General features: G+C 66.8%; 17 protein-coding genes. 9 read left to right on the top strand and 8 right to left on the bottom strand.

Annotated features, from left to right (window positions below):
• Nucleotides 1-81: 81 nt before the first annotated feature.
• Both ppc and ASE28_RS33415 read left to right on the top strand, forming a co-directional pair.
• Complete coding sequence (gene ppc, locus ASE28_RS03170) at nt 82-2871, top strand: phosphoenolpyruvate carboxylase (RefSeq protein WP_057264629.1); 2790 nt, start codon at nt 82-84, stop codon at nt 2869-2871.
• A 166-nt stretch (nt 2872-3037) separates the two neighbouring features.
• Entirely contained in the window at nt 3038-5068 is a 2031-nt protein-coding gene (locus ASE28_RS33415) for an EAL domain-containing protein (RefSeq protein WP_369818116.1), read from the top strand.
• Here the strand turns inward: ASE28_RS33415 and ASE28_RS03160 are convergent.
• Nucleotides 5057-6406 carry an AI-2E family transporter gene (locus ASE28_RS03160; RefSeq protein ID WP_057264627.1) on the bottom strand — a complete coding sequence of 450 codons (1350 nt, stop codon included), beginning with the start codon at nt 6404-6406 and terminating at the stop codon, nt 5057-5059. The genes ASE28_RS33415 and ASE28_RS03160 overlap by 12 nt on opposite strands.
• A 205-nt stretch (nt 6407-6611) precedes the next feature.
• Between ASE28_RS03160 and ASE28_RS03155 the strand changes: the two genes are divergently transcribed.
• Together ASE28_RS03155 and ASE28_RS03150 are read left to right on the top strand one after the other, a co-directional pair.
• A complete protein-coding gene (locus tag ASE28_RS03155) occupies nt 6612-7394 on the top strand; it encodes a hypothetical protein (protein WP_057264625.1) in 783 nt (260 codons plus the stop codon).
• Nucleotides 7391-7957, top strand: coding sequence for a FlgO family outer membrane protein (locus ASE28_RS03150; RefSeq protein ID WP_057264624.1), 567 nt, complete (start codon nt 7391-7393; stop codon nt 7955-7957). The genes ASE28_RS03155 and ASE28_RS03150 overlap by 4 nt, the downstream gene beginning before the upstream one ends.
• A gap of 108 nt (nt 7958-8065) precedes the next feature.
• On the opposite strand, the gene flhC is transcribed toward ASE28_RS03150, so the two are convergent.
• From flhC to ASE28_RS03125, 5 genes are all read right to left on the bottom strand, one after another.
• Complete coding sequence (gene flhC / locus ASE28_RS03145) at nt 8066-8620, bottom strand: flagellar transcriptional regulator FlhC (RefSeq protein WP_057201271.1); 555 nt, start codon at nt 8618-8620, stop codon at nt 8066-8068.
• Nucleotides 8621-8675: 55 nt separating this feature from the next.
• The gene (flhD, locus tag ASE28_RS03140; RefSeq protein ID WP_007853391.1) at nt 8676-9002 is read right to left on the bottom strand and encodes a flagellar transcriptional regulator FlhD; all 327 of its coding nucleotides are present in this window, start codon (nt 9000-9002) and stop codon (nt 8676-8678) included.
• Between the two features lie 247 nt (nt 9003-9249).
• A complete protein-coding gene (locus tag ASE28_RS03135; protein ID WP_057264622.1) occupies nt 9250-10152 on the bottom strand; it encodes a sulfurtransferase in 903 nt (300 codons plus the stop codon).
• Between the two features lie 67 nt (nt 10153-10219).
• Nucleotides 10220-11131, bottom strand: a complete 912-nt coding sequence (locus ASE28_RS03130) for a DMT family transporter (protein WP_057264620.1) — start codon at nt 11129-11131, stop codon at nt 10220-10222.
• A 126-nt stretch (nt 11132-11257) separates the two neighbouring features.
• On the bottom strand, nt 11258-12397 hold the full coding sequence (locus tag ASE28_RS03125) for an aromatic ring-hydroxylating dioxygenase subunit alpha (RefSeq protein ID WP_057264618.1): 1140 nt from the start codon (nt 12395-12397) through the stop codon (nt 11258-11260).
• Nucleotides 12398-12729: 332 nt separating this feature from the next.
• On the opposite strand from ASE28_RS03125, the gene xseB reads away from it, so the two are divergent.
• The 5 genes from xseB to ASE28_RS03100 all read left to right on the top strand — a co-directional run bounded on the left by xseB (nt 12730) and on the right by ASE28_RS03100 (nt 18503).
• Complete coding sequence (gene xseB, locus ASE28_RS03120) at nt 12730-12972, top strand: exodeoxyribonuclease VII small subunit (RefSeq protein ID WP_057264615.1); 243 nt, start codon at nt 12730-12732, stop codon at nt 12970-12972.
• A complete protein-coding gene (locus ASE28_RS03115) occupies nt 12969-13940 on the top strand; it encodes a polyprenyl synthetase family protein (RefSeq protein WP_057264613.1) in 972 nt (323 codons plus the stop codon). Before xseB ends, ASE28_RS03115 begins: the two co-directional genes overlap by 4 nt.
• A 113-nt stretch (nt 13941-14053) precedes the next feature.
• Nucleotides 14054-15937: a 1-deoxy-D-xylulose-5-phosphate synthase gene (gene dxs, locus ASE28_RS03110; protein WP_057264611.1), complete on the top strand. Its 1884-nt coding sequence runs from the start codon at nt 14054-14056 to the stop codon at nt 15935-15937.
• A gap of 182 nt (nt 15938-16119) precedes the next feature.
• Nucleotides 16120-17202, top strand: a complete 1083-nt coding sequence (locus ASE28_RS03105; RefSeq protein WP_057264610.1) for a TRAP transporter substrate-binding protein — start codon at nt 16120-16122, stop codon at nt 17200-17202.
• A 218-nt stretch (nt 17203-17420) separates the two neighbouring features.
• Nucleotides 17421-18503: a TRAP transporter substrate-binding protein gene (locus ASE28_RS03100; protein WP_057264608.1), complete on the top strand. Its 1083-nt coding sequence runs from the start codon at nt 17421-17423 to the stop codon at nt 18501-18503.
• A 462-nt stretch (nt 18504-18965) separates the two neighbouring features.
• Here ASE28_RS03100 and ASE28_RS03095 read toward each other — a convergent pair whose 3' ends face one another.
• Together ASE28_RS03095 and ASE28_RS03090 are read right to left on the bottom strand one after the other, a co-directional pair.
• Nucleotides 18966-20747: a TRAP transporter large permease subunit gene (locus tag ASE28_RS03095; protein WP_057264606.1), complete on the bottom strand. Its 1782-nt coding sequence runs from the start codon at nt 20745-20747 to the stop codon at nt 18966-18968.
• Nucleotides 20748-20764: 17 nt separating this feature from the next.
• The gene (locus ASE28_RS03090) at nt 20765-21385 is read right to left on the bottom strand and encodes a TRAP transporter small permease subunit (RefSeq protein ID WP_057201261.1); all 621 of its coding nucleotides are present in this window, start codon (nt 21383-21385) and stop codon (nt 20765-20767) included.
• Between the last annotated feature and the right edge of the window lie 109 nt (nt 21386-21494).

The raw sequence follows: 21494 nt of genomic DNA, 5'->3' as shown, positions 1-21494 counted from the left end.
TAATTATTCAGGGGCGGGCGATGCTAGCATGCGCCCGCACCACCCGTGCAGGACGCCGCCCCCATTCCCGGAGACTACCGCATGAGACGATCCGACAAGGACCAGCCCCTGATTGACGACATCCGCCTGCTCGGCCGCATTCTGGGGGACGTGATCCGGGACCAGGAGGGCGTGGCCGCCTACGAGCTGGTGGAGCAGGTGCGCAAGCTCTCGGTCGCCTTCCGCCGCGACGCGGACCAGGAGGCCGATCGGGCGCTCAAGAAGCTGCTCAAGACCCTCTCGGGCGACCAGACGGTGAGCGTGATCCGCGCCTTCACCTACTTCAGCCACCTGGCCAACCTGGCCGAAGACCGCCACCACATCCGCCGCCGCGCCGTGCACGAGCGCGCGGGCGACACGCAGGAGGGCAGCATCGAGGTCGCCCTGTCGCGCCTGCGCTGGGCTGGCATCGCGCCCAAGACCATCTCGCAGACCCTGGCCGGCAGCTATGTGGCGCCGGTGCTCACGGCCCACCCGACCGAGGTGCAGCGCAAGAGCATCCTGGATGCCGAACGCGACATCGCCCAGTTGCTGGCCGCGCGCGACGACATCCAGGTGCGCGCCCAGTTGTACAACACCGCCAAGGACGCGCTCACCCCGCGCGAACTCGCCGCCAACGAAGCACAACTGCGCGCCCGCGTGGCCCAGCTGTGGCAGACGCGCCTGCTGCGCTACAGCAAGCTCACCGTGGCCGATGAGATCGAGAACGCGCTGTCGTATTACGAGGCCACCTTCCTGCGCGAGATCCCCAAGATCTATGCCGACCTCGAGACCGAGCTCGGCCAGTACCCGGTGCACAGCTTTTTGCGCATGGGCCAGTGGATCGGCGGCGACCGCGACGGCAACCCCAACGTCACCGCGCAGACCCTGCAGTACGCCCTGGGGCGCCAGGCCGAGGTGGCCCTGCGCCACTACCTGACCGAGGTGCACTACCTGGGCGGCGAGCTGTCGCTGTCGGCCCGTCTGGTGCAGGTATCGGCCGAGATGGAGGCCCTGGCCGCGCGCTCGCCCGACACCAACGAGCACCGCCAGGACGAGCCCTACCGCCGCGCCCTGACCGGCGTCTATGCGCGCCTGGCCGCATCGCTCAAGGAACTGACGGGCGGCGAGGCGGCGCGCCATGCCGTGGCCCCACAGAATCCCTACGTGAGCGCCGAGGCCTTCCTGGCCGACCTGCGCGTGATCGAGGCATCGCTCAAGTCGCACCATGGCGAGGCCCTGGCCGCCGAGCGCCTGCACCCGCTGATCCGCGCCGTGCAGGTCTTCGGCTTCCACCTGGCCACGGTGGACCTGCGCCAGAGCTCCGACAAACACGAGGAGGTGGTGGCCGAGCTGCTGGCCACGGCGCGCGTCGAGACGGCGTACTCCGCGCTGTCCGAGACCGACAAGCGCGCGCTGCTGCTGCGCCTGCTCAACGACGCGCGCCCGCTGCGCGTGGTGGGTGCCAGCTACTCGGACCACGCCCGGGGCGAGCTGGCCATCTTCGAGGCGGCGCTGGCCATGCGCTACCGCTACGGGCACGAGGCCATCCGCCACTACATCATCAGCCACACCGAAACGGTGAGCGACCTGCTCGAAGTGCTGCTGCTGCAAAAGGAAGTGGGCCTGATGCGCGGCACGCTGGACGGCGATGCGCGCAATGACCTCATCGTGGTGCCGCTGTTCGAGACCATCGAAGACCTGCGCAATGCCGCGCCCATCATGCGCGAGTTCTATGCCCTGCCCGGCGTGGCGGGGCTGGTGCACCGCAGCGGCAGCGAGCAGGACATCATGCTCGGCTACTCCGACAGCAACAAGGACGGAGGCATCTTCACCAGCAACTGGGAGCTGTACCGCGCCGAGATCGCGCTGGTGGAGCTGTTCGACGAGCTGGCCACCAACCACGGCATCCAGCTGCGCATGTTCCACGGCCGCGGCGGCACCGTGGGCCGCGGCGGCGGCCCGAGCTACCAGGCCATCCTGGCGCAGCCGCCCGGCACCGTGCGCGGCCAGATCCGCCTGACGGAGCAGGGCGAGGTCATCGCCTCCAAGTACGCCAACCCCGAGATCGGCCGGCGCAACCTCGAAACCCTGGTCGCGGCCACGCTCGAGGCCACGCTGCTGCAGCCCACCAAGCCGGCCACCAAGGCCTTCCTGGAGGCGGCCGCGCAGCTCTCTCTGGCCAGCATGGGGGCCTACCGCGCGCTGGTGTACGAGACCCCGGGCTTCACCGAGTATTTCTTCAACTCCACGCCGATCCGCGAGATCGCCGAACTGAACATCGGCTCGCGCCCCGCATCGCGCAAGGCCAGCCAGAAGATCGAGGACCTGCGCGCCATCCCCTGGGGCTTCAGCTGGGGCCAGTGCCGCCTCACGCTGCCGGGCTGGTTCGGCTTCGGCGCGGCGGTCGATGCCTTCGTGAACGCCGAGGGCAAGGACCCCAAGGCACAGCTGGCGCTGCTGCAGAAGATGTACCGCCAGTGGCCGTTCTTTCGCACCCTGCTGTCCAACATGGACATGGTGCTGGCCAAGAGCGACCTGGCCCTGGCCTCGCGCTACAGCGAACTCGTCACAGACGCGCGCCTGCGCAAGAAGGTCTTCAGCGCCATCGAGACCGAATGGCACCGCACCGCCGAGGCGCTCACGCGCATCACCGGCGACAAGCAGCGCCTGACGCACAACGCGGCCCTGGCACGCTCCATCAAGCACCGCTTCCCGTACATCGACCCGCTTCACCATCTGCAGGTCGAGCTGGTGCGCCGCTGGCGTGCAGGGCAGGGCGACGAGCGCGTGCAGACCGGTATCCACATCTCCATCAACGGGATCGCGGCGGGGCTGCGCAATACGGGCTGAACTGGTCGGGCCGAGCTGGTCCGGCCACTTTGCCATCCCGGTGCCTGCCTGCTAGCATGGGGCTGACCGCAGTGCGCGGCAGGGAGGGCATGGTGTGGGCATTGGTATCGCGGCCCTGAAGGTGCGGCTGTCGCTGCGGCTGCAGGCGGTCGCGCGCGCCGACTCCATGCGCGCCATCCGCGAGGGACTGCTGTGGGTGCTGCCCTGCCTCATGGTGTCGGCGGTGTTCCTGGTGTCGTCGGTGCTCGCGCAGATGCTCGGCCTGCCCACGCAGACCACGGACCTGCTGGCCGGCCTGCATGCCGAGATCAGCCGCATCCTGCCGCTGCTGATCGCGGCCTCCATCGGCTATATGCTGGCCATCCGCCACAGCCTGCCGCGCCTGCCCGTGGCCTTCCTGTGCTTTGTGTACGTGGCGCTGGCCGCCTACCTGCTGCGCGGGCACCCGCGTGCCGCCGCCACGCTGGTGCTGTTCATCGCCATCGCCTCGCCCATCGTCAACGTGCCCCTCATGGCCCGGCTGATGCGGGTGCGCTGGCTGCAGCTGTCGCGCGGCTCGCTGGTCAGCGACAACGTGGAAGATGCCATGAACATGGTGTTGCCCGGTGTGCTCACGGCCGGATTGCTTGTCGTGGTGCTGACGCTGCTGCAGCAATGGTCGGGCCTGGCGCACTGGAGCCTGCCCCTGGATGTGGTGGACCCGGACCGGCCTTACCTGAATGCCGTGGCGATCACGGGCATGAATTCGCTGCTGTGGTTCTTCGGCATCCATGGCTACCATGCCTTGCAGCCGCTGTTCCAGGTGCTGGAGCTGGCCGTGGGGTGGAATGCCATCGAGGTGCTGGCAGACCAGCCACCGCCCTACCTGCTCAACGCCGGCCTGCTGGGGGCTTTCGCCTTCATCGGCGGGGCGGGGGCCACCCTGTCGCTGGTGGTGGCCGTGCTGTGGCGTGCGCGCAGTCCCGGCCTGCGCCTGCTGGCCCTGGCCAGCTTGCCCATGGCCCTGCTGAACGTGAATGAGCTGCTGCTGTTCGGCATTCCCCTGATACTGAATCCGCGTCTGCTGCTGCCGTTCATCCTCGTGCCGGCCGTCAACGCCTGCCTGGCGCTGGGCGCCGTGCAGGCGGGCTGGGTGCCGGTGGCCACGATGGCAATGCCGCTGAATGCCCCCGTCCTCTTCAACGCCTACGCCAGCACCCAGGGCTCCTGGCCAGCGGTGGTGCTGCAGCTGGCACTGGTGCTGCTGGGGGCCTGCATCTACGCGCCGGCGGTGCGGGCGCTGGAGCGCCACAACGCCACCACGGTGCACCTGCCGGGGCTGGACACCACGTTCTCGCGCCTGCAGGAGCAGGGCCGCCTGTATGCCAGCGACCCGGTGGTCCTGGCGCAGCAGCGGCAGGCCGGCCGCGAGGAGCTGCTGGCCCAGGTGCGCCGCATGGGCGAGTACGAGTTCTTCCTGGAGTACCAGCCCCAGGTGTCGCCACGCACGGGCGAATGCGTGGGTTGCGAGGCGCTGCTCAGGGCCCGCGATGGCCGGGGGCGCACGCAGTCACCGGGGGCTTTTCTGGCATGGCTGACCGAGGCCGGGCTCATGAAGGATGTCGACCTGTGGGTGGCCGACGCGGCCCTGCAGCAGTACCGGCGCTGGCGCAGCGCGGGCTTCGAGTTGCCCATCTCCATCAATGTCACCGGGCCCACGCTCATGTCGGCAGCGCACTGCCAGCGGCTGGTGGCGTTGATAGCGCCTGCCGGCGGCTGCATCAGCGTCGAACTCACCGAGGATGCGCTGGCCGCCGACGTGGGCCAGATGCGCGACGCCATCGCCCGCATCCACGCCGTGGGTGCCCAGGTGGCCATCGACGACTTCGGCACCGGCTATTCCTCGCTCAGCTACCTGCACGCCTTTGAGGTGGACACCATCAAGATCGACCGCAGTTTCGTGGTGGCCAGCGCCGACCCCCGGGGGGCTCGCCTGCTGCAGGGCCTGCTGCATTTCTGCCAGAGCCTGGGGGTCGCCATCGTGGTGGAGGGGGTGGAGACGCTGGAGCAATTGCAGGTGCTGCCCGGCGACATGGACCTGCAGGTGCAGGGCTGGTATTACGGCCGGGCGATGGCGGCCGACGAGCTGCCGGCCTTCGTGCAGTGCTGTACGCTGGCCACCGCCGAACAGGACGCCAGCTCTGCCTCAGTCTCCTAAAAGTTCTCCCACCGCCTTGAGGTCCTCCACCCGGTCGCAGACCGCCTTCACGGCCATCATGACCGGGATGCCCAGGAGCAGCCCCCACAGCCCCCAGAGCCAGCCCCAGGCGAGCACGCTGACGAACACGGCCACGGGGCTCATGCTGCTGGTGCGGCTGGTGAGCCAGGGGGTGAGCAGGTTGCCGATGAGGGTGTGGATGACCAGCGATGCGCCGCCAATGGCCAGGGCCATGTCGATGGTGCCGAACTGCAGAAAGGCCACCAGCGCCGACGCGCCGGCCGTCAAGGCCGAACCGATGTAGGGCGCGAGGTTGAGCACGCCGGCCACCACGCCCCACACCGCCGCATTCTCCAGCCCCAGCGCCCAGTAGGCGCAGCCCGTGGCCACGCCCACCAGGATGCTGGTGAACACCTGCACCAGCAGGTAGCGCTGGATCTGGCCGGTGATGTCGTCGAGCACCTGCATGGTGATGTTGCGCCGCTCCAGGCTGCTGCCCGCAATGCGCACCAGCTTCTGGCGGAACAGGTTGCCCGAGGCCAGCGCGAAGTAGGTCAGGAACACCACCACGGTGAGCTGGCCCACGGCCGATACCAGGCCCATGGTGCCGCTCCACAGGTAGTCGCGGATGTTGAAGGGCGGGCGCTCCACCACCACGCGCTGCACGCCGCGCCGCGCGGGGGTGGCGGCGCTGTTCTCGGCAGCAGCCTGTTCGATCTGGGCAGCGGCCTTCTGCATCGTGTCCAGCGTGCTGGGCATGCCCGCGCGCGCGCGCAGGTTGTCGCGCACCTTCTTGGCCGCCACGGGCAGCGAGTCCACCAGTTGCACCGCCTGGTCGCTCAAGGACCAGGCCATGCTGGCCATGCCCCCCACGATGGCGATGAGCAGCAGGGCCGCGCCCAGCGGGCGCGGCAGGTGCCAGCGGCGCAGGATGTTGACGGCAGGGCGCAGCGCCGTGGTCAGCAGCAGGCTCAGCATCAGCGGGATGAACACCGCGCTGGCCCAGTGCAGCAGGGCCACGCCGGCGAACAGGGCCAGCAGCGCCAGGGACATGTTGCGCACGTCCACCGGCATCTGCAGCATCAGCTGGGTGGGCGTGGCAGGCGCCGCCATGGCGGGCGGGGCGGGCAGGGTCGGGTGCGCGGCTGCTGCCAGGGTGGCGGCATCGGGCGGGCTGGCCGTGCGTTCTGGCCCGGCTTCGGGTTGCGGATCGGCGGCGCCGGGCGTTGCCTGCGCGCCTCCCGGCGCTGTGCCGTCGCACGTGTCGGCAGCTGGCGGCTGTTGCGGCAGGGCTGTGGGTGGAGCGTTGGGGTGGGAGGGGGCGGGCACGGCGGTCATGCGGGGATTGTCACGCACTGTGAGCAAATGTTTTGTAGGTGCCGGCGCCAACGCGCTGGCCGCGCAAATGCAACGCAATTGCCCCGTTATTCGCGCCATGGGGGCGCCGCCGGGCCGCTAGCATGGCTGCATGCAAGTTGAACCATTGGCTGGCGGTCTGCCGCAAGGCCCATCCCAAGGACGACTGCCCGCCGGGCAGTCCGGCATGGCAGTGACCGGGCATGGCGATGTCCGTGTCCGACCCGCCCTGCACCGTGTGGTCGTGCCGCTGCTGGCGGTGGCCTCGCTGCTGGCGGCTGGCTGTTCGTCGCTGGACGTGCCGCGGGCCGACAACTACCCGGCATCGAACCAGAAGAAGGCACGCGCCGTGCACCACTGGGACGTGCTGGCCGACGATGTGGCCACGCGCATCACCGGCAAGATCCGCGACTGGCCTGCGGGCGAACACCCCATCTATGTGTCCGCCTCGGGCGACACCAGCTTCAACAACGGCTTTCGCAAGCTGCTGATCACCCGCCTGCTGGACCGGGGCGTGGTGCTCACCAACCAGCCCTCGGCTGTCACCCTGGCGTTCGAAACCCAGCTGGTGCAGCACCCGGGCCGTGTCTCCAACAGCCTGCCCATGCCCTGGACCCGGCTGGCCCTGGGCGTGGGTGTGGCGCGCGACTGGGCCCACCGTGCGCCCGGCGCCGGCTCCATCGTGGCCGGGACGATCGCGATCGGGGCGCTGGCCGATGCCGCGCAGTACACCACCGACGGCCCCGCCGCTGGCGGCCCCACGCGCACCGAGGTGCTCATCACCACGTCGCTGGAAAGCGGCGACCGCTACCTGGCCCGCACCTCCGACGTGTACTACATCGAGCAGGACGATGCCGTGCTCTACCAGGTCCAGCAACCGCCGCCACCTCCCCCCCCGCCGCCCGCACCCACCCCGGTCAAGACCTGGCAGGTGGTGAGCCCGCCGGTCATGATGATGGTGGCGCCATGAAGCGGCGCACCCTGCTGCGCACGGCCGGCGCGCTGCTGCCGGTGCTGGCCCTGCCGGGCTGTGCCTCGTACTATTACGGTGACAAGTCCGGTGGTGGCGGTGGCGGGCTGATGGACCTCATCACCCCCAGCACCATCGAGCGCAACCACCGCGCAGCCGATGCGCTGCTGCTGCAGGCCCCACTGGACCCTGCGCATGCGGTGCTGGTGGCCACGCTGGTCAATGTGGACCGGCTCAATGAGTCCTCGCGCCTGGGGCGCATCTTTTCCGAGCAGATCGGCTCGCGCCTGGTGCAGCGCGGCCTGCGCGTGACCGAACTCAAGCTGCGCGAGAACGTCGCCATGCAGCGCGGCACCGGCGAGTTGCTGCTTTCGCGTGAAGTGCGCGAGGTGAGCCGCGCGCACGATGCACAGGCCGTGGTGGTGGGCACATACGCCGTTTCGACCACCACACTGTTCATCAGCCTGAAGATCGTGAACCCGGTGGGCAACACCGTGGTGGCCGCGCACGACTATGCGATGCCGGTGGACGAGAACGTGCGCTCGCTCCTGGCAGCGCGGTAGGCCTCGGCCGGGACCGTCGGGAAATCTTCTTTCCAGCAAAAAGCCCCGCACGGCGAAACCGGCGGGGCTTTGTCATTCTTGTGCAGTCCGGCGTTGCCGGGCTGGGAGTCAATGCAACATCAGGGCACCGGCGTTCTTGCTCTTGCCAGCGCGGGCAGGCGGGTTGCACAGGCCGCAGGTGTAGTGGCGGTTTTCATAGAGTTCGGTCACGAACTGGCCCTTGCAGTCAGAGCACTGGGTGCGGGTGAGCATGCCGGCGTCCACGAACTTCACCAGGCGCCAGGCGCGGGTGAAGGACAGCAGGGGTTCGATCTCGGCCGTGGTGACCTGCTCGTTGTACAGGCGGTAGGCCTTGGTCAGCAGTTCCACCGAATCCAGGTCCACGCCCTTGGACAGGTATTCGTAGATGTTCAAAAACAGCGAGCTGTGGATGTTTTCCTGCCAGGTCAGGAACCAGTCGGTCGAGAAGGGCAGTTGGCCCTTGGAAGGCGACTTGCCGGCGATCTCCTTGTACAGGCGGATCAGGCGTTCATAAGACAGCGTGGTCTCCGACTCCAGCACCTGCATGCGGGCCCCCATGCCGATCAGCATCGCAGCGCGCTCGATCTGCTTGGATTCGTTGAGGACGCTCTTGGCTGGGGCTTTGGCGGCAGGCGTGGTCATGGCGGGCTTTCGAAAGGGGCGGTGAACAGGAAGGGCTGCAGGAAAGTGCGGTGCTTCAGAGCACTTCCGACACGCGGCTGGCCATCAGGATGTTGGCGTGCAGGGTGTTGGTGGCTTCGTTGCCCACCTTCTTGGCCGTGTGGTTGGTCAGCAAGCTCCACACCAGGTTGTCGTCCACGCGGAAGCTGCAAAGAAGCGTGTTCCGGGAGGCCAGTTTCAGCACTTGTGCGGCCGACAGCGATGCCAGAATATCGGCAGCGTCTTCGTTCATGCCCAGACGGAACACTGCTTCTGCCTTGTCGTGGCGAATCAGGTTCTGCGCCAGCATCAGGTAGGTCAGGTTGGCTTCGCGGATTTCGGCGAGCAGTTGTTCGTTGGTCATGGCAGGGTTCCTTTGTTCCAGTTCCGGGTCTTCGCCTTGCCATGCTGTTTGCATGTTTTGCGTGATCCGTTGAAATGGATTGTGAAACCGGGCCAATCAAAAATTAAGTCAGCGTTGCTCTGTGCAGCGTGTCTGGTTCAGGGGTGGTGCGTGTAGGAATTTGCCTTACAAAACACCAAGCCCAGGTCCTGCGCCCCAGAGCGCTGCGGCCTGCTGCCGCCAGGTGGTCAAACGCCCCCAACCCTGCTCAGCCGCGTTCCACCGGGCGCGAAGAATCGCTCACCCATTCGCTCCAGCTGCCGGCAAAAAGCGATGTTTTTCCGAGTCCGGCGACCTCCATGGCGATCAGGTTGGGCAGCGCGCTCACACCGCTGCCGCACTGGTGCACCACGCCGGTCGGATCGCGGCCTGCCAGCAGGGCGTCGAACTCGGCGCGCAGCACGGCTGCGGGCTTGAACTTGCCATCGGGGCCGATGTTGTCCACGAAGGGGCGGTTCAAGGCGCCGGGAATGTGGCCGGCCACCGGGTCCAGCGGCTCCACCTCGCCCCGGTAGCGGGGCGCAGCGCGTGCGTCGACCACCGTCTGGCCGGGTTGCTGCAGGTTGGCCAGCACATCGCTGGCCGTGGCCAGGCGGCGCAGCGGCTCCTTGAGTTCGAAGTTGGACTGGAAGTGCGCTGGTTCTTCACCGCTGGCGACTGCGCCGCCCGCAGCCTGCCAGGCCTGCAGGCCGCCGTCGAGCACGGCCACGGCATCGTGCCCGGCCCACTTGAGCATCCACCACAGGCGGCCGCAGTAGTTGGCGCCCTGGCGGTCGTACACCACAGCCTGCATGCCATTGGCAAAACCCACGCTCGACAGCCAGATGGCAAAGCGCTCGCGGCTGGGCAGCGGATGGCGGCCGCCCGATGCGGGCATGTCCGCCTCCTGGGCCGTCAATACGGTGCCGGAGGCGCCGGGCGCGCCGTGCTTTGCACTCAGGTTCTCGTTGAGATCGGCATACACCGCGCCGGGAATATGGGCCTGCGCATACTGCTGCGCGCCTGCGCTCGATTGCATCAGGTCGAAGCTGCAGTCGAACACCATCAGCGGCGCGCCGCTGGCGATCAGGGTTTGCAGTTCGGTGGCGGAGATCAGGGTGGTGTAGGTCATGGCAGCGGTTGGGGCAATGGCGAAGGGATGCCCCGCATTGTGTCAATGGTTGGTGTCCACAGTCGTATCAATGTTCTTCAGCCGGGGCTCCGGGAGCCGCGCGGGCGCGCAGCACGGTGGCCGCGATGCCGCTGCCCACGATGAGCACCATGCCGGCCCAGGCGATGGGCGGCAGCACGTCGCCGAACAGCGCCACGCTGTAGATCGCCGCGAAGACGATGCCCGAGTACTGCAGGTTGGCCACCACCAGGGTGCCGCGCTGCGTCTTGGCGCTGGCGTAGGCGCGGGTCATGCACAGCTGGCCGCCTGCGGCCAGGATGCCGATGGGCAGCAGCCACAGGGCCTGCCAGCCGGGCCACACCGAGGTGCCCGTGAACAGCAGGGCCACGCCGCCGGCCACCGCCGAGCCCACGGCGAAATAGAACACCGTGCGCGACTCGGGTTCGCCCAGGCGCGACAGGGCCACCACCTGCATGTAGGCAAACGCGGCCGACAGGCCCGACAGCAGGCCGATCATGCCGGCGAAAGCCTGGTTCTGGTCCAGGCTGGGGCGCAGCATCATCACCACGCCGACGAAGCCGGTGAGCACGGTGACGATCAGCGTGCCCTGCAGCGCCGGGCGTGGCGCGGCGGCCGAGGGGCGCCACGCCAGCAGCGTGCCGCCGACCAGGAAGGCGGCAATCCACACGCTGCTCATGTAGTTCAGGGTCATGGCCGTGGCCAGGGGCAGGTGGGCGATGGCATAGAACCAGGCGCCGAGCGACACCACTCCCACCAGGCTGCGCCAGGCATGCATGCCTGGGTAGGCGGTGCCCAGGGTGACCTTCTGCGAGCGCGCCAGCAGCCACAGGATGGCCATGCCGATGAGGCCCCGGTAGCAGACCAGTTCGGCTGAGTTGAAATGGGCCGAAGCGATCTTCACGCACACCCCCATGCTCGCAAAGAGGAACGCGGCCAACACCATCCAGAGGGCTTGCATGGGGAAATGGAACTTGAAAGTGAAAATAGCTGCCGTGCTTGAAGGCCAAGCACTGGCAGCTATTGTAATGAGAGCGCTTTGGGCAATGGCCGCTATTCGGCGGCGTTTACCTCGCTGTTCAGGTTTTCAGCGCTGGGGGACTGCCTCGCCCATCGCGCCGCGGTACCACTCGTGGAAGTGCTGCATGCCGTCTTCCATGGGGCTTTGGTAAGGGCCCACTTCGTTGTCGCCGCGCGCCAGCAGGGCCTTGCGGCCGGCGTCCATGCGCTCGCCGATCTCGTCGTCCTCGATGCAGGTCTCCATGTAGGCGGCCTTCTGTGCCTCGACGAACTCGCGCTCGAAGGCAGCGATCTCCTCGGGGTAGTAGAACTCCACCATGTTCAGCGTCTTCGTCGGGCTGATGGGGTGCAGCGTGGACACGGTGAGCACATGCGGGTACCACTCCACCATGATGTGCGGGTACAGCGTGAGCCAGATGGCGCCATGCTTGGGCGGCTTGCCGCCGCGGAATGCGAGCAGCGCTTCGTGCCAGCGCTCGTACACGGGGCTGCCGGCCTTGCCCAGGCGGTTGGCCACGCCCACGGTCTGCACCGAGTAGTTCTTGCCGAACTCCCAGCGCAGGTCGTCGCAGGTCACGAAGCTGCCCAGGCCCGGATGGAAGGGGCCTACGTGGTAGTCCTCCAGATAGACCTCGATGAAGGTCTTCCAGTTGTAGTTGCACTCGTGCAGCTCCACGTGGTCGAGCACGTAGCCGCCGAAGTCCAGGTCGGCGCGCGGGCCCATCCGGGCCAGGTCGGCCGCCACGTCGCAGCCGTTGTCCTCGAACAAAAGGCCGTTCCACTCGCGCAGCGGGTAGTTGTTGAGGTTCAGGCAGGGGTCGTCGGCAAAGTGCGGCGCACCCAGCAGCTCGCCCTTGGCGTTGTACGTCCAGCGGTGCAGCGGGCACACGATGTTGCCGCCCGCGCTGCCCTTTTGCTGCGTGTGCAGCGAGCCGCGGCCCTTGAGCATGATGGCCTGGCGGTGGCGGCAGACATTGGAGACGAGCTCCACCCCGCCCTGGGCATTGCGCACCAGGGCCCGACCCTCGGCCTCGTGAGGCAGGGTGTAGTAGTCGCCCGCGTTGGGCACGGACAGTTGGTGCCCCACATAGCGGGGCCCGCGCTGGAAGATGGTGTCCAGCTCGCGCTGGAACAGCGCTGGGTCAAAGTAGCTTGAAACTGGTAGTTGGCTTGCGGCCTGCTGCAGTTGAAGACTTAAATCAGACATGGGTGACCTGACCTAAAGACTCCCCACAGGGAGGTGTGCCACGGTTGGCACATCTGGAAAAAAGAAACCGGCGCATAGGCCGGCTGGACGAGAATGGGATTATAGCCAATGGGGTTATTCGGCGCCCCCATTCCCGCACCCCCCCTGCGTGTATTGGCGCGCTGGCAGCGGTGCGCGCGCCGATGGTGTGGGGTCGGCCGGGCGTGGCTGCGTTCAAGGCGGTGGCAACGTTTACCGGCAATGCTCTCCAAACCGGGCCCTGTGCGGCGGCCGCTGGTTCGCTGGGCCTAAAATCAGGGGTTTTTCCATTCGCGGTGCTGCCGCCTCCACCCATGCCCAAGGCCACCGCCACCCCCGTGCCCCCCGCCGAACCCGCCAGCTACGAAGCGGCGCTGGAAGAGCTGGAGCAGCTCGTGGGCCGGATCGAGTCGGGCCAGTTGCCCCTGGACCAGATGCTCGCGGGCTACCAGCGTGGCGCCGCGCTGCTGGCGTTCTGCCGCAAGCGCCTGGATGCCGTTCAGGACCAGATCAAGGTGCTGGACGAAGGCGGCCTGCACGCCTGGACGCCCGAATGAGCGCGGCGCCCGTGGTGAACTCCCCCCTGGACCTGGCTGGCTGGAGCCTGCGGCACCTGGCCCGTGTGGAAGAAGCCCTCTCCCGCTGGGTGGGCGAGGGTGCGCCCGCCGGCCTGGGCGAGGCCATGCGCTATGCGGTGCTCGACGGCGGCAAGCGCCTGCGCCCGCTGCTGGTGCTGGCGGCCGAGGAGGCTGTGTGCAGCGGTGCCGAGGTCGAGGCTTCGGCGCATGCCGTGTCCGACGAAGCGGCCCTGCGCGCCGTATCTGACGAGGCTGCCCTGCGGGCAGCGTGCGCCGTCGAACTGATCCATGCCTATTCCCTGGTGCACGACGACATGCCGTGCATGGACAACGACGTGCTGCGCCGCGGCAAGCCCACGGTGCACGTGCAGTTCGGCGAAGCGCAGGCCCTGTTGGCCGGCGATGCGTTGCAGGCCTTTGCCTTCGAGCTGCTGACCCCCGACGATGGCCGCGTGCCCCCGGCAGTGCAGGCCGTGCTGTGCCGCCTGCTGGCGCGCGCGGCGGGTTCTGCCGGCATGGCCGGCGGCCAGGCCATCGACCTGGCCAGTGTGGGCGTGGCCCTCACCGAGGACCAGTTGCGCCACATGCACCGCCTCAAGACCGGTGCGCTGCTGCAGGGCAGCGTGATGATGGGCGTGGCCTGCGGCCCGGCGAACGCGCAGGCGCATGAGGCCCTGTCCGACTACGGCGCTGTCATGGGCCTGGCCTTCCAGGTCGTGGACGACATTCTCGACGTGGTGGCCGACTCCGCCACGCTGGGCAAGACCGCCGGCAAGGACGCCGCGAGCGACAAGCCTACCTATGTGTCCCTGTTGGGCCTGGCGCCGGCACAGGCCTACGCCCGCGAGCTGCAGGTGCAGGCCCACGCGGCCCTGGCGCGCAGCGGCCTGGCAGACACCCGCGCCCTTGCAGCCCTGGCCGACATGGTGGTGGACCGGACCCACTGATGGCGGTGAACAGGCTGCCCGCGTCCGTTGGTACGATGCGCCAGGAAGCGCTGGCAGCCACCAGCGCCCGCCGTCTGCCCCGTGCGCACTGAACGACCCAAGAACAACATCCAATGTCCACGACTTCCTACCCCCTGCTGCAGAACGTGAACGACCCGTCGGATCTGCGTGCCCTGTCGCGCGCCGATCTCAAGGCCCTGGCCACCGAGCTGCGCGCATTCGTGCTCGAAAGCGTGTCGCAGACGGGCGGGCACCTGAGCTCCAACCTGGGCACGGTGGAGCTTACCGTGGCCCTGCACCACGTGTTCAACACGCCCGAAGACCGGCTGGTGTGGGATGTGGGCCACCAGACCTACCCGCACAAGATCCTCACCGGGCGGCGCGACCGCATGCACACGCTGCGCCAGATGGGCGGCATCTCGGGCTTTCCGCAGCGCGCCGAAAGCCCGTACGACACCTTTGGCACGGCACACTCCAGCACCAGCATCTCGGCTGCGCTGGGCATGGCGCTGGCGGCCAAGGTCAAGGGCGAGAGCCGCCATGCCGTGGCCATCATCGGTGACGGTGCCATGACGGCCGGCATGGCCTTCGAGGCGCTGAACAACGCCGGCGTGGCCGATGCCAACCTGCTGGTGGTGCTCAACGACAACGACATGAGCATCAGCCCACCGGTGGGCGCGCTCAACCGCTACCTGGCCCAGCTCATGAGCGGCCAGTTCTACGCCGCCGCCAAGAACGTGGGCAAGACCGTGCTGCGCCCGGTGCCGCCCCTGCTGGAGCTGGCCAAGCGCTTCGAGCAGCAGGCCAAGGGCATGGTGGTGCCTGCCACGCTGTTCGAGAAGTTCGGCTTCAACTACATCGGGCCCATCGACGGCCATGACCTCGACTCGCTGATCCCCACGCTCGAGAACATCAAGGGCCTCAAGGGCCCGCAGTTCCTGCACGTGGTCACCAAGAAGGGCCAGGGCTACAAGCTGGCCGAGGCCGATCCCGTGGCCTACCATGGCCCGGGCAAGTTCGACCCCGCCGTGGGCCTGGTCAAGAGCACGGCGACCCCCAAGCAGACCTTCACCCAGGTGTTTGGCCAGTGGCTGTGCGACATGGGTGCGCAGGACAAGCGCCTGGTGGGCATCACCCCCGCCATGCGCGAGGGCTCGGGCATGGTGGAGTTCGAAAAGCGCTTTCCCGAGCGCTACTACGACGTGGGCATTGCCGAGCAGCATGCCGTCACCTTTGCGGCTGGCATGGCCTGCGAGGGCCTGAAACCGGTGGTGGCCATCTACTCGACCTTCCTGCAGCGCGGCTACGACCAGTTGATCCACGACGTGGCGCTGCAGAACCTGCCCGTGGTGTTCGCGCTCGACCGTGCCGGCCTGGTGGGGGCCGATGGCGCCACCCACGCGGGCGCCTACGACATTCCCTTCGTGCGCTGCATCCCCAACATGAGCATGGCCTGCCCTGCCGATGAGCGCGAGTGCCGCCAACTGCTCAGCACCGCCTTCGAACAAAGCCACCCCGTGGCCGTGCGCTACCCGCGCGGCAGCGGGGCCGGCGTGGCGCCGCTCGCGGGCCTCGAAGGCCTGCCCTTCGGCAAGGGCGAGATCCGCCGCGAGCGCAAGGCCGCTGATGGGGCGCAGGGCCCGCGCATCGCCATCCTGGCTTTCGGCACGCTGCTGTACCCCGCGCTCGAGGCCGCCGAGGCGCTCGACGCCACGGTGGCCAACATGCGCTGGGCCAAGCCCATCGACGTGGAGTTGCTGCGCGACGTGGCCGAGCGCCACGATGTGCTGGTCACCGTCGAAGAAGGTGCCACCATGGGCGGGGCCGGCAGCGCCGTGACCGAGGCGCTCAACGACGCCGGCATCGTGCGCCCGGTGCTGCAGCTGGGCCTGCCCGATGTGTTCATCGAGCACGGCGACCCGGCCAAGCTGCTGTCGCTGCAGGGGCTGGATGCGGCGGGCATCGAGCGCGCGGTACGCGCCCGCTTCCTGGCCTGAGAGGCCCACGGCTTGAGAAGTGCGGCCCTGGGCAGTCCCGCTGCGCGGGTGCTGTCGAAAACCCGCACAGCCCGTTGGCGGGGCGCCTCCTACAATGCAGGCGCGCTGCATTGATCTGCACGCGTGCCCCTGCGCAGCAATCGCTGCCGCATCCACCCCCGCGGAAACAGGAGACCAGCCGTATGCATCGCCGTTCGCTCATCAAGCACACCGGCCTGGCGGGTGTACTGGCCTCTGGCGTCGCGCCGGCCGTGCACGCCCAGGCCACGCTGCGGTGGCGCATTGCATCGAGCTTCCCCAAGTCCTCGGACACCATCTACGGCGGCGCCCAGGTGTTTGCCAAGGCCGTGCGCACCCTGTCGAACGGCAAGTTCGAGATTTCCGTGCACCCCGGTGGCGAGTTGATGCCGCCCTTCGACGTGGTGGATGGCGTGCAGGGCGGTGCGGTGGAGATGTGCCACGCGGTTCCCTACTATTTCTACGACAAGAACCCGGCGTTTGCCCTGGGGTGTGCCGTGCCCTTCGGTTTCAATGCGCGCCAGATGAGCGCCTGGATGCTGCACGGCAACGGGCGCAGGCTCATGAACGAGTTCTATGCCGGGTTCAACATCGTGAGCTTTGCCTGCGGCAACACCGGTACGCAGATGGGCGGCTGGTTCCTGCGCGAGGTGAAGACCCCTGCGGACTTCAAGGGCCTCAAGATCCGCGTGGGCGGCGGGTTGGTGGCCGAGGTCATGCAGCGGCTCGGCGCCATTCCCCAGAGCCTTCCGGGTGGCGAGATCTACCAGGCGCTGCAAAAGGGCAGCATCGACGCGGCCGAGTGGATCGGCCCCTATGACGACCAGAAACTGGGCTTCAACAAGGTCGCGCCGTTCTACTACTACCCCGGCTGGTGGGAGGGCGGGCCCGAGGTGGACCTGTTCGTGAACAAGAAGGCCTACGACGCGCTCACGCCCGACTACCGCTTCATCATCGAGGCCGCAGCCTCCATCGCGCACACCGACATGCTGGCGCGCTACGACGCGCTCAACCCCAACGCGCTCAAGCAACTGGTGGCCGCCAAGACCAAGGTGCTGCCCTTCTCGCAGCTCATCCTGGACGCCGCATTCCGCGCTTCGATGGAAGCCTTTGCGCACAACGACGCGAGAAGCCCCGAGTGGAAGAAGATATACGCCGACATGCGCAACTTCCAGCGCGACCAGATTCTCTGGTTCCGCTTTGCCGAGGCGCGTTACGACACCTTCATGTCGGCGCAGAAGATCTGACGGGCAAGCCCTGATGTGCCTCGCCTGCCGGGGATGCCTGGCACCGTTGCTTGCAGAACCCTGAAGCCCTCTTGCGATAGCCGGGATTTCACGGGAAAACCCGCAAATCTGCAGGGGGGCATGTTCCTACAATGATCTCGGCTGAAACCAGTCCTGGGCTTGCCGCGCACAACGCGTGCTGCCCGGGTTTTGCAATCAAATACATTGGAGAGAACCTCATGGATCGTCGCTCAATCATCAAGAATGCCGGTATTGCTGGCGTGCTGGCCGCAGGCATTGCGCCTGCCGTCCACGCACAGGCCGCCATTCGCTGGCGCCTGGCTTCCAGCTTCCCCAAGTCGCTGGACACCATCTACGGCGGTGCCGATGTGTTCTCCAAGGCCGTCAAGGCCATGTCGGGCGGCAAATTCGAAATCTCCGTTCACGCGGGTGGCGAGCTGATGCCTCCCTTCGGCGTGGTGGATGGCGTGCAGCAAGGCACTGTCGAGATGGCGCACACCGTGCCGTACTACTTCTATGGCAAGAATCCTGCGTTCGCATTGGGTTCGGCCGTGCCGTTCGGTCTGAATGCGCGCCAGATGACTGCCTGGATGATGCACGGCAACGGCCGCACGCTCATGAACGAGTTCTACGCCGGCTACAACATGATCAGCTTTGCCGGCGGCAACACCGGAACCCAGATGGGTGGCTGGTTCCGCAAGGAAATCAAGGCGGCAGCCGACTTCAAGGGCCTGAAGATGCGCCTGGGCGGCGGCCTGATCGGTGAAGTCATGCAGAAGATGGGCGCCGTGCCCCAGAGCATTCCTGGCGGTGAAATCTACCAGGCGCTCGAGAAGGGCACGCTGGATGCCGCCGAGTGGGTGGGTCCTTACGACGACCAGAAGCTGGGGTTCAACAAGGTCGCCCCGTTCTACTACTACCCCGGCTGGTGGGAAGGCGGCCCGGAAGTCGACTTCTACGTCAACCAGAAGGCCTTCGACGGCCTGTCGGCCGAGAACAAGGCCATCGTCGACGCCGCATCGAAGGCAGCCCACGTCGACATGCTGGCCAAGTACGATGCCCTGAACCCCACGGCCCTCAAGCAACTGGTGGCCGCCAAGACCAAGGTGCTGCCTTTCTCGCAACCCATCCTGGAGGCATCGTTCAAGGCCTCGATGGAAGTGTTCGCCGAGAACGACGCCAAGAGCCCCGAGTGGAAGAAGATCTACGCGGACATGCGCTCCTTCCAGCGTGACCAGGTTCTGTGGTTCCGCTTCGCTGAATCGCGTTTCGACACCTTCATGGCTGCCCAGAAGCTCTGAGGTCCGCCAAGGCGTGGCGGCGGTCGCCGCTGCCGCGCCATGGTCCGAAAACCCGCCCTTCATTGGCGGGTTTTTTTTCGCCTGCCTTTCTTGGTCGAGCAGCGCCATGGCACATGCAGCCATGGTCTCAGATGGCCTGTCTATCGCGGGAGCGCTGCCCACGAACCCCATGGAGCCAGCTTCCTGCGCATGTGCCCGTGGTTCGCGCGTGGGGTCAAGTCCCCGAAGCCGCCGCCAGTGGCCCATTTTGTTGTGCGCGCTTCTTGTGCGCGCACAAGCAGACAGGCCCAGGTTGGCAGGGCAACGAAGCACGCTGATGCCACGGAGTCGCTGCCTGGTCGCGCCTGGGCAATGAATGCAGGCCGCCAACAAAAAAGCCCCTGCAGGTCCAGAGAGCATGTCTCCATCTGCAGGGGCTGCTGGATGGGACCGTCATGGTCCCACCCGGTGCTGGTGTATTGCCTACTTCTTGTCGGTGGACATCGAGTCTTGCAGTGCCTTCATCGGGTCATCGGCCCCAGGTGCGGCGTCAGGTGCCGGGGCCGCTGGCGCGCTGCCTTCCATGCCCGCCGTCGGGTCCGCAGCCTCAGGTGCGGTTTGCATGGTGGCTTCCATTTCCTGGCGGACCTTGTCGAGGTCATACACGACCTCCTTGTCCAGCCCGCTGGAGACGATGCCCGGGAACGCAATGACCAGGCCCACCATGATCAGCTGGATGATCACGAACGGCACGGCACCCCAGTAGATCTGCATGGTGGTGATCGGCTGGGTCAGCTTGCCGGTCACCTTGTCTATGTACTCCTTGGTCGGCGCCACGCTGCGCAGGTAGAACAGGGCGAAGCCGAAGGGCGGGTGCATGAACGAGGTCTGCATGTTGATGCCCAGCAGCACGCCGAACCAGATCAGGTCGATGCCCAGCTTGTTGGCCACTGGCGCGAGCAGCGGAACCACGATGAACGACAGCTCGAAGAAGTCCAGGAAGAAGGCCAGGAAGAAGATCATGATGTTCACCACGATCAGGAAGCCCAACTGGCCACCCGGCAGGCCAGTGAGCAGGTGCTCCACCCACAGCGGGCCATCGACACCCTGGAAGGTCAGGCCGAAGATGGTGGCCCCCACCAGGATGAACACCACGAAGCACGACAGCTTGGTCGTGGTCTGCATCGCCTGTTTGAGCAGCGTCATGCTCAGGCGGCCGCGCACCAGGGCCATGATGAATGCGCCCAGCGCGCCCATGGCGCCGCCTTCGGTGGGGGTTGCCACACCGAGGAAGATGGTGCCCAGCACCAGGAAGATCAGCAGCAGTGGCGGGATCAGCACGAAGGTCACGCGCTCGGCCACCCGCGAAAGCAGGCCCAGGCGGGTGATCTTGTTGACCATGGCTGCGACGAACGCCAGGGCCACGCCAAAGCACATGGACACCACGATGGTTTCGTCCAGTGCCACGCGCTCCACCGTTTCGCCGGACCACCAGGTGTGCAGGGCGGGCATGTTCTTGGCTACGTAAACCGAAGCGGCCGTGCAGACGATGGTCAGCACCGCCAGCGAGGGCAGGCCGTTGTTGCCGTTGTCTTCGCGCAGGGTGCGGGCTTCGGGCGGCAGTGCCGGTACCCAGTTGGGCTTGAAGATCGCGATCAGGATCACGTACAGGGCATAGAAGCCGCACAGCATCAGGCCGGGAGCGAAGGCGCCCTTGTACATGTCGCCCACGGAGCGGCCCAATTGGTCGGCCAGGATGATGAGGACCAGGGACGGCGGGATGATCTGCGCCAGCGTGCCGGAGGCAGCGATGACCCCGGTGGCCAGGCGCCGGTCATAGCCGTAGCGCATCATGATGGGCAGGGAGATCAGGCCCATCGAGATCACCGAAGCAGCGACCACGCCGGTCGTGGCCGCCAGCAGGGTGCCAACGAAGATGACGGCCAGTGCCAGTCCACCGCGCACGGGACCGAAGAGTTGGCCAATGGTCTCCAGCAGGTCTTCCGCCATCCCGCTTCGCTCCAGTATCAGCCCCATGAGCGTGAAGAACGGAATGGCCAGCAAGGTGTCGTTCTGCATGATGCCGAAGATCCGCAGCGGCACGGCCTGCAGCAGGGCTTCAGGCAGTACGCCCAGCTCCACGCCGATGAAGGCGAAGAACAGGCCGCAGGCCCCCAGGCTGAAGGCCACGGGAAAGCCCAACAGCAGAAAGACGATCAGCCCCGCGAACATGATCGGGGCGAGGTTGTGTATGAAGAATTCCATGATTTTTTGGTCCCCGCTCAAGCGGCCTTGTCGGCGGTGTTACCGGTGTTCTTGGCGGCTTCGGACAGGCGGCGGATCGAGTCGGCCAGCTCTTCCTCTGCCGTCTTCTCGGCTTTCTTGGTCGTCGGGTCTTCGATCAGGCCTTGCAGGAAGGCTATGCGCTTGATGAGCTCGGACCAGCCTTGCAGCAGCAGCAGCCCGAAGCCCAGCGGCATCATGAGGTACACAGGCCAGCGCAGGAGGCCACCCGCGTTGTTCGACATTTCGCCCGAGACGAACGCGCGGTAGAAGAACGGAATGCCGTACCAGAGCACGGCCAGGCACACGGGCGTGAGAAAAACGATGAAGCCGAAAATGTCGATCAGGATCTGCTTGCGCTTGGACAGGCGGCCGGAGATGACGTCGACCTTGACATGCTCGTTCTGCAGCAGCGTATAGCCTGCCGCAAGCAGGAACGACGCCGCAAACAGGTACCACTGCACTTCGAGAAAGGCATTGGAGCTGATGTTGAACGCCTTGCGCACGATGGCATTGACGCCGCTGATCAAGGTCGAGGCCAGAATGAGCCAGATGACGTATTTGCCGATCTGGGTACTTAGCCAGTCGACCCCCCGTGAGAATTTAAGTAGAGCCTGCATGGTGTCTCCAATAAAAAGGCTGTGCGTAGGACATGCACGACGCATCCACGGATAGGTGCATGCATCGTACAAACTGTGACAACGGCGCGATTCTACGGAGCACTTTAAT

Source organism: Acidovorax sp. Root219, assembly GCF_001428665.1.
Lineage (GTDB): Bacteria > Pseudomonadota > Gammaproteobacteria > Burkholderiales > Burkholderiaceae_C > Acidovorax.
The sequence above is the reverse complement of the archived record's forward strand: the minus strand, read 5'-3'. Positions and strand labels throughout refer to the sequence as shown.

What these genes read in the sequence shown, in the direction of transcription:
- ASE28_RS03130 (WP_057264620.1), bottom strand. Translation starts at nt 11,131, where the DNA reads ATGCAAGCCCTCTGGATGGTGTTGGCCGCGTTCCTCTTTGCGAGCATG.
- dxs (WP_057264611.1), top strand. Translation starts at nt 14,054, where the DNA reads ATGTCCACGACTTCCTACCCCCTGCTGCAGAACGTGAACGACCCGTCG.
- flhC (WP_057201271.1), bottom strand. Translation starts at nt 8,620, where the DNA reads ATGACCACGCCTGCCGCCAAAGCCCCAGCCAAGAGCGTCCTCAACGAA.
- ASE28_RS03100 (WP_057264608.1), top strand. Translation starts at nt 17,421, where the DNA reads ATGGATCGTCGCTCAATCATCAAGAATGCCGGTATTGCTGGCGTGCTG.
- ASE28_RS03115 (WP_057264613.1), top strand. Translation starts at nt 12,969, where the DNA reads ATGAGCGCGGCGCCCGTGGTGAACTCCCCCCTGGACCTGGCTGGCTGG.
- ASE28_RS03150 (WP_057264624.1), top strand. Translation starts at nt 7,391, where the DNA reads ATGAAGCGGCGCACCCTGCTGCGCACGGCCGGCGCGCTGCTGCCGGTG.
- ASE28_RS03095 (WP_057264606.1), bottom strand. Translation starts at nt 20,747, where the DNA reads ATGGAATTCTTCATACACAACCTCGCCCCGATCATGTTCGCGGGGCTG.
- ASE28_RS03090 (WP_057201261.1), bottom strand. Translation starts at nt 21,385, where the DNA reads ATGCAGGCTCTACTTAAATTCTCACGGGGGGTCGACTGGCTAAGTACC.
- ASE28_RS03125 (WP_057264618.1), bottom strand. Translation starts at nt 12,397, where the DNA reads ATGTCTGATTTAAGTCTTCAACTGCAGCAGGCCGCAAGCCAACTACCA.
- ASE28_RS33415 (WP_369818116.1), top strand. Translation starts at nt 3,038, where the DNA reads ATGCGCGCCATCCGCGAGGGACTGCTGTGGGTGCTGCCCTGCCTCATG.
- xseB (WP_057264615.1), top strand. Translation starts at nt 12,730, where the DNA reads ATGCCCAAGGCCACCGCCACCCCCGTGCCCCCCGCCGAACCCGCCAGC.
- flhD (WP_007853391.1), bottom strand. Translation starts at nt 9,002, where the DNA reads ATGACCAACGAACAACTGCTCGCCGAAATCCGCGAAGCCAACCTGACC.
- ASE28_RS03155 (WP_057264625.1), top strand. Translation starts at nt 6,612, where the DNA reads ATGGCAGTGACCGGGCATGGCGATGTCCGTGTCCGACCCGCCCTGCAC.
- ASE28_RS03105 (WP_057264610.1), top strand. Translation starts at nt 16,120, where the DNA reads ATGCATCGCCGTTCGCTCATCAAGCACACCGGCCTGGCGGGTGTACTG.
- ASE28_RS03160 (WP_057264627.1), bottom strand. Translation starts at nt 6,406, where the DNA reads ATGACCGCCGTGCCCGCCCCCTCCCACCCCAACGCTCCACCCACAGCC.
- ASE28_RS03135 (WP_057264622.1), bottom strand. Translation starts at nt 10,152, where the DNA reads ATGACCTACACCACCCTGATCTCCGCCACCGAACTGCAAACCCTGATC.
- ppc (WP_057264629.1), top strand. Translation starts at nt 82, where the DNA reads ATGAGACGATCCGACAAGGACCAGCCCCTGATTGACGACATCCGCCTG.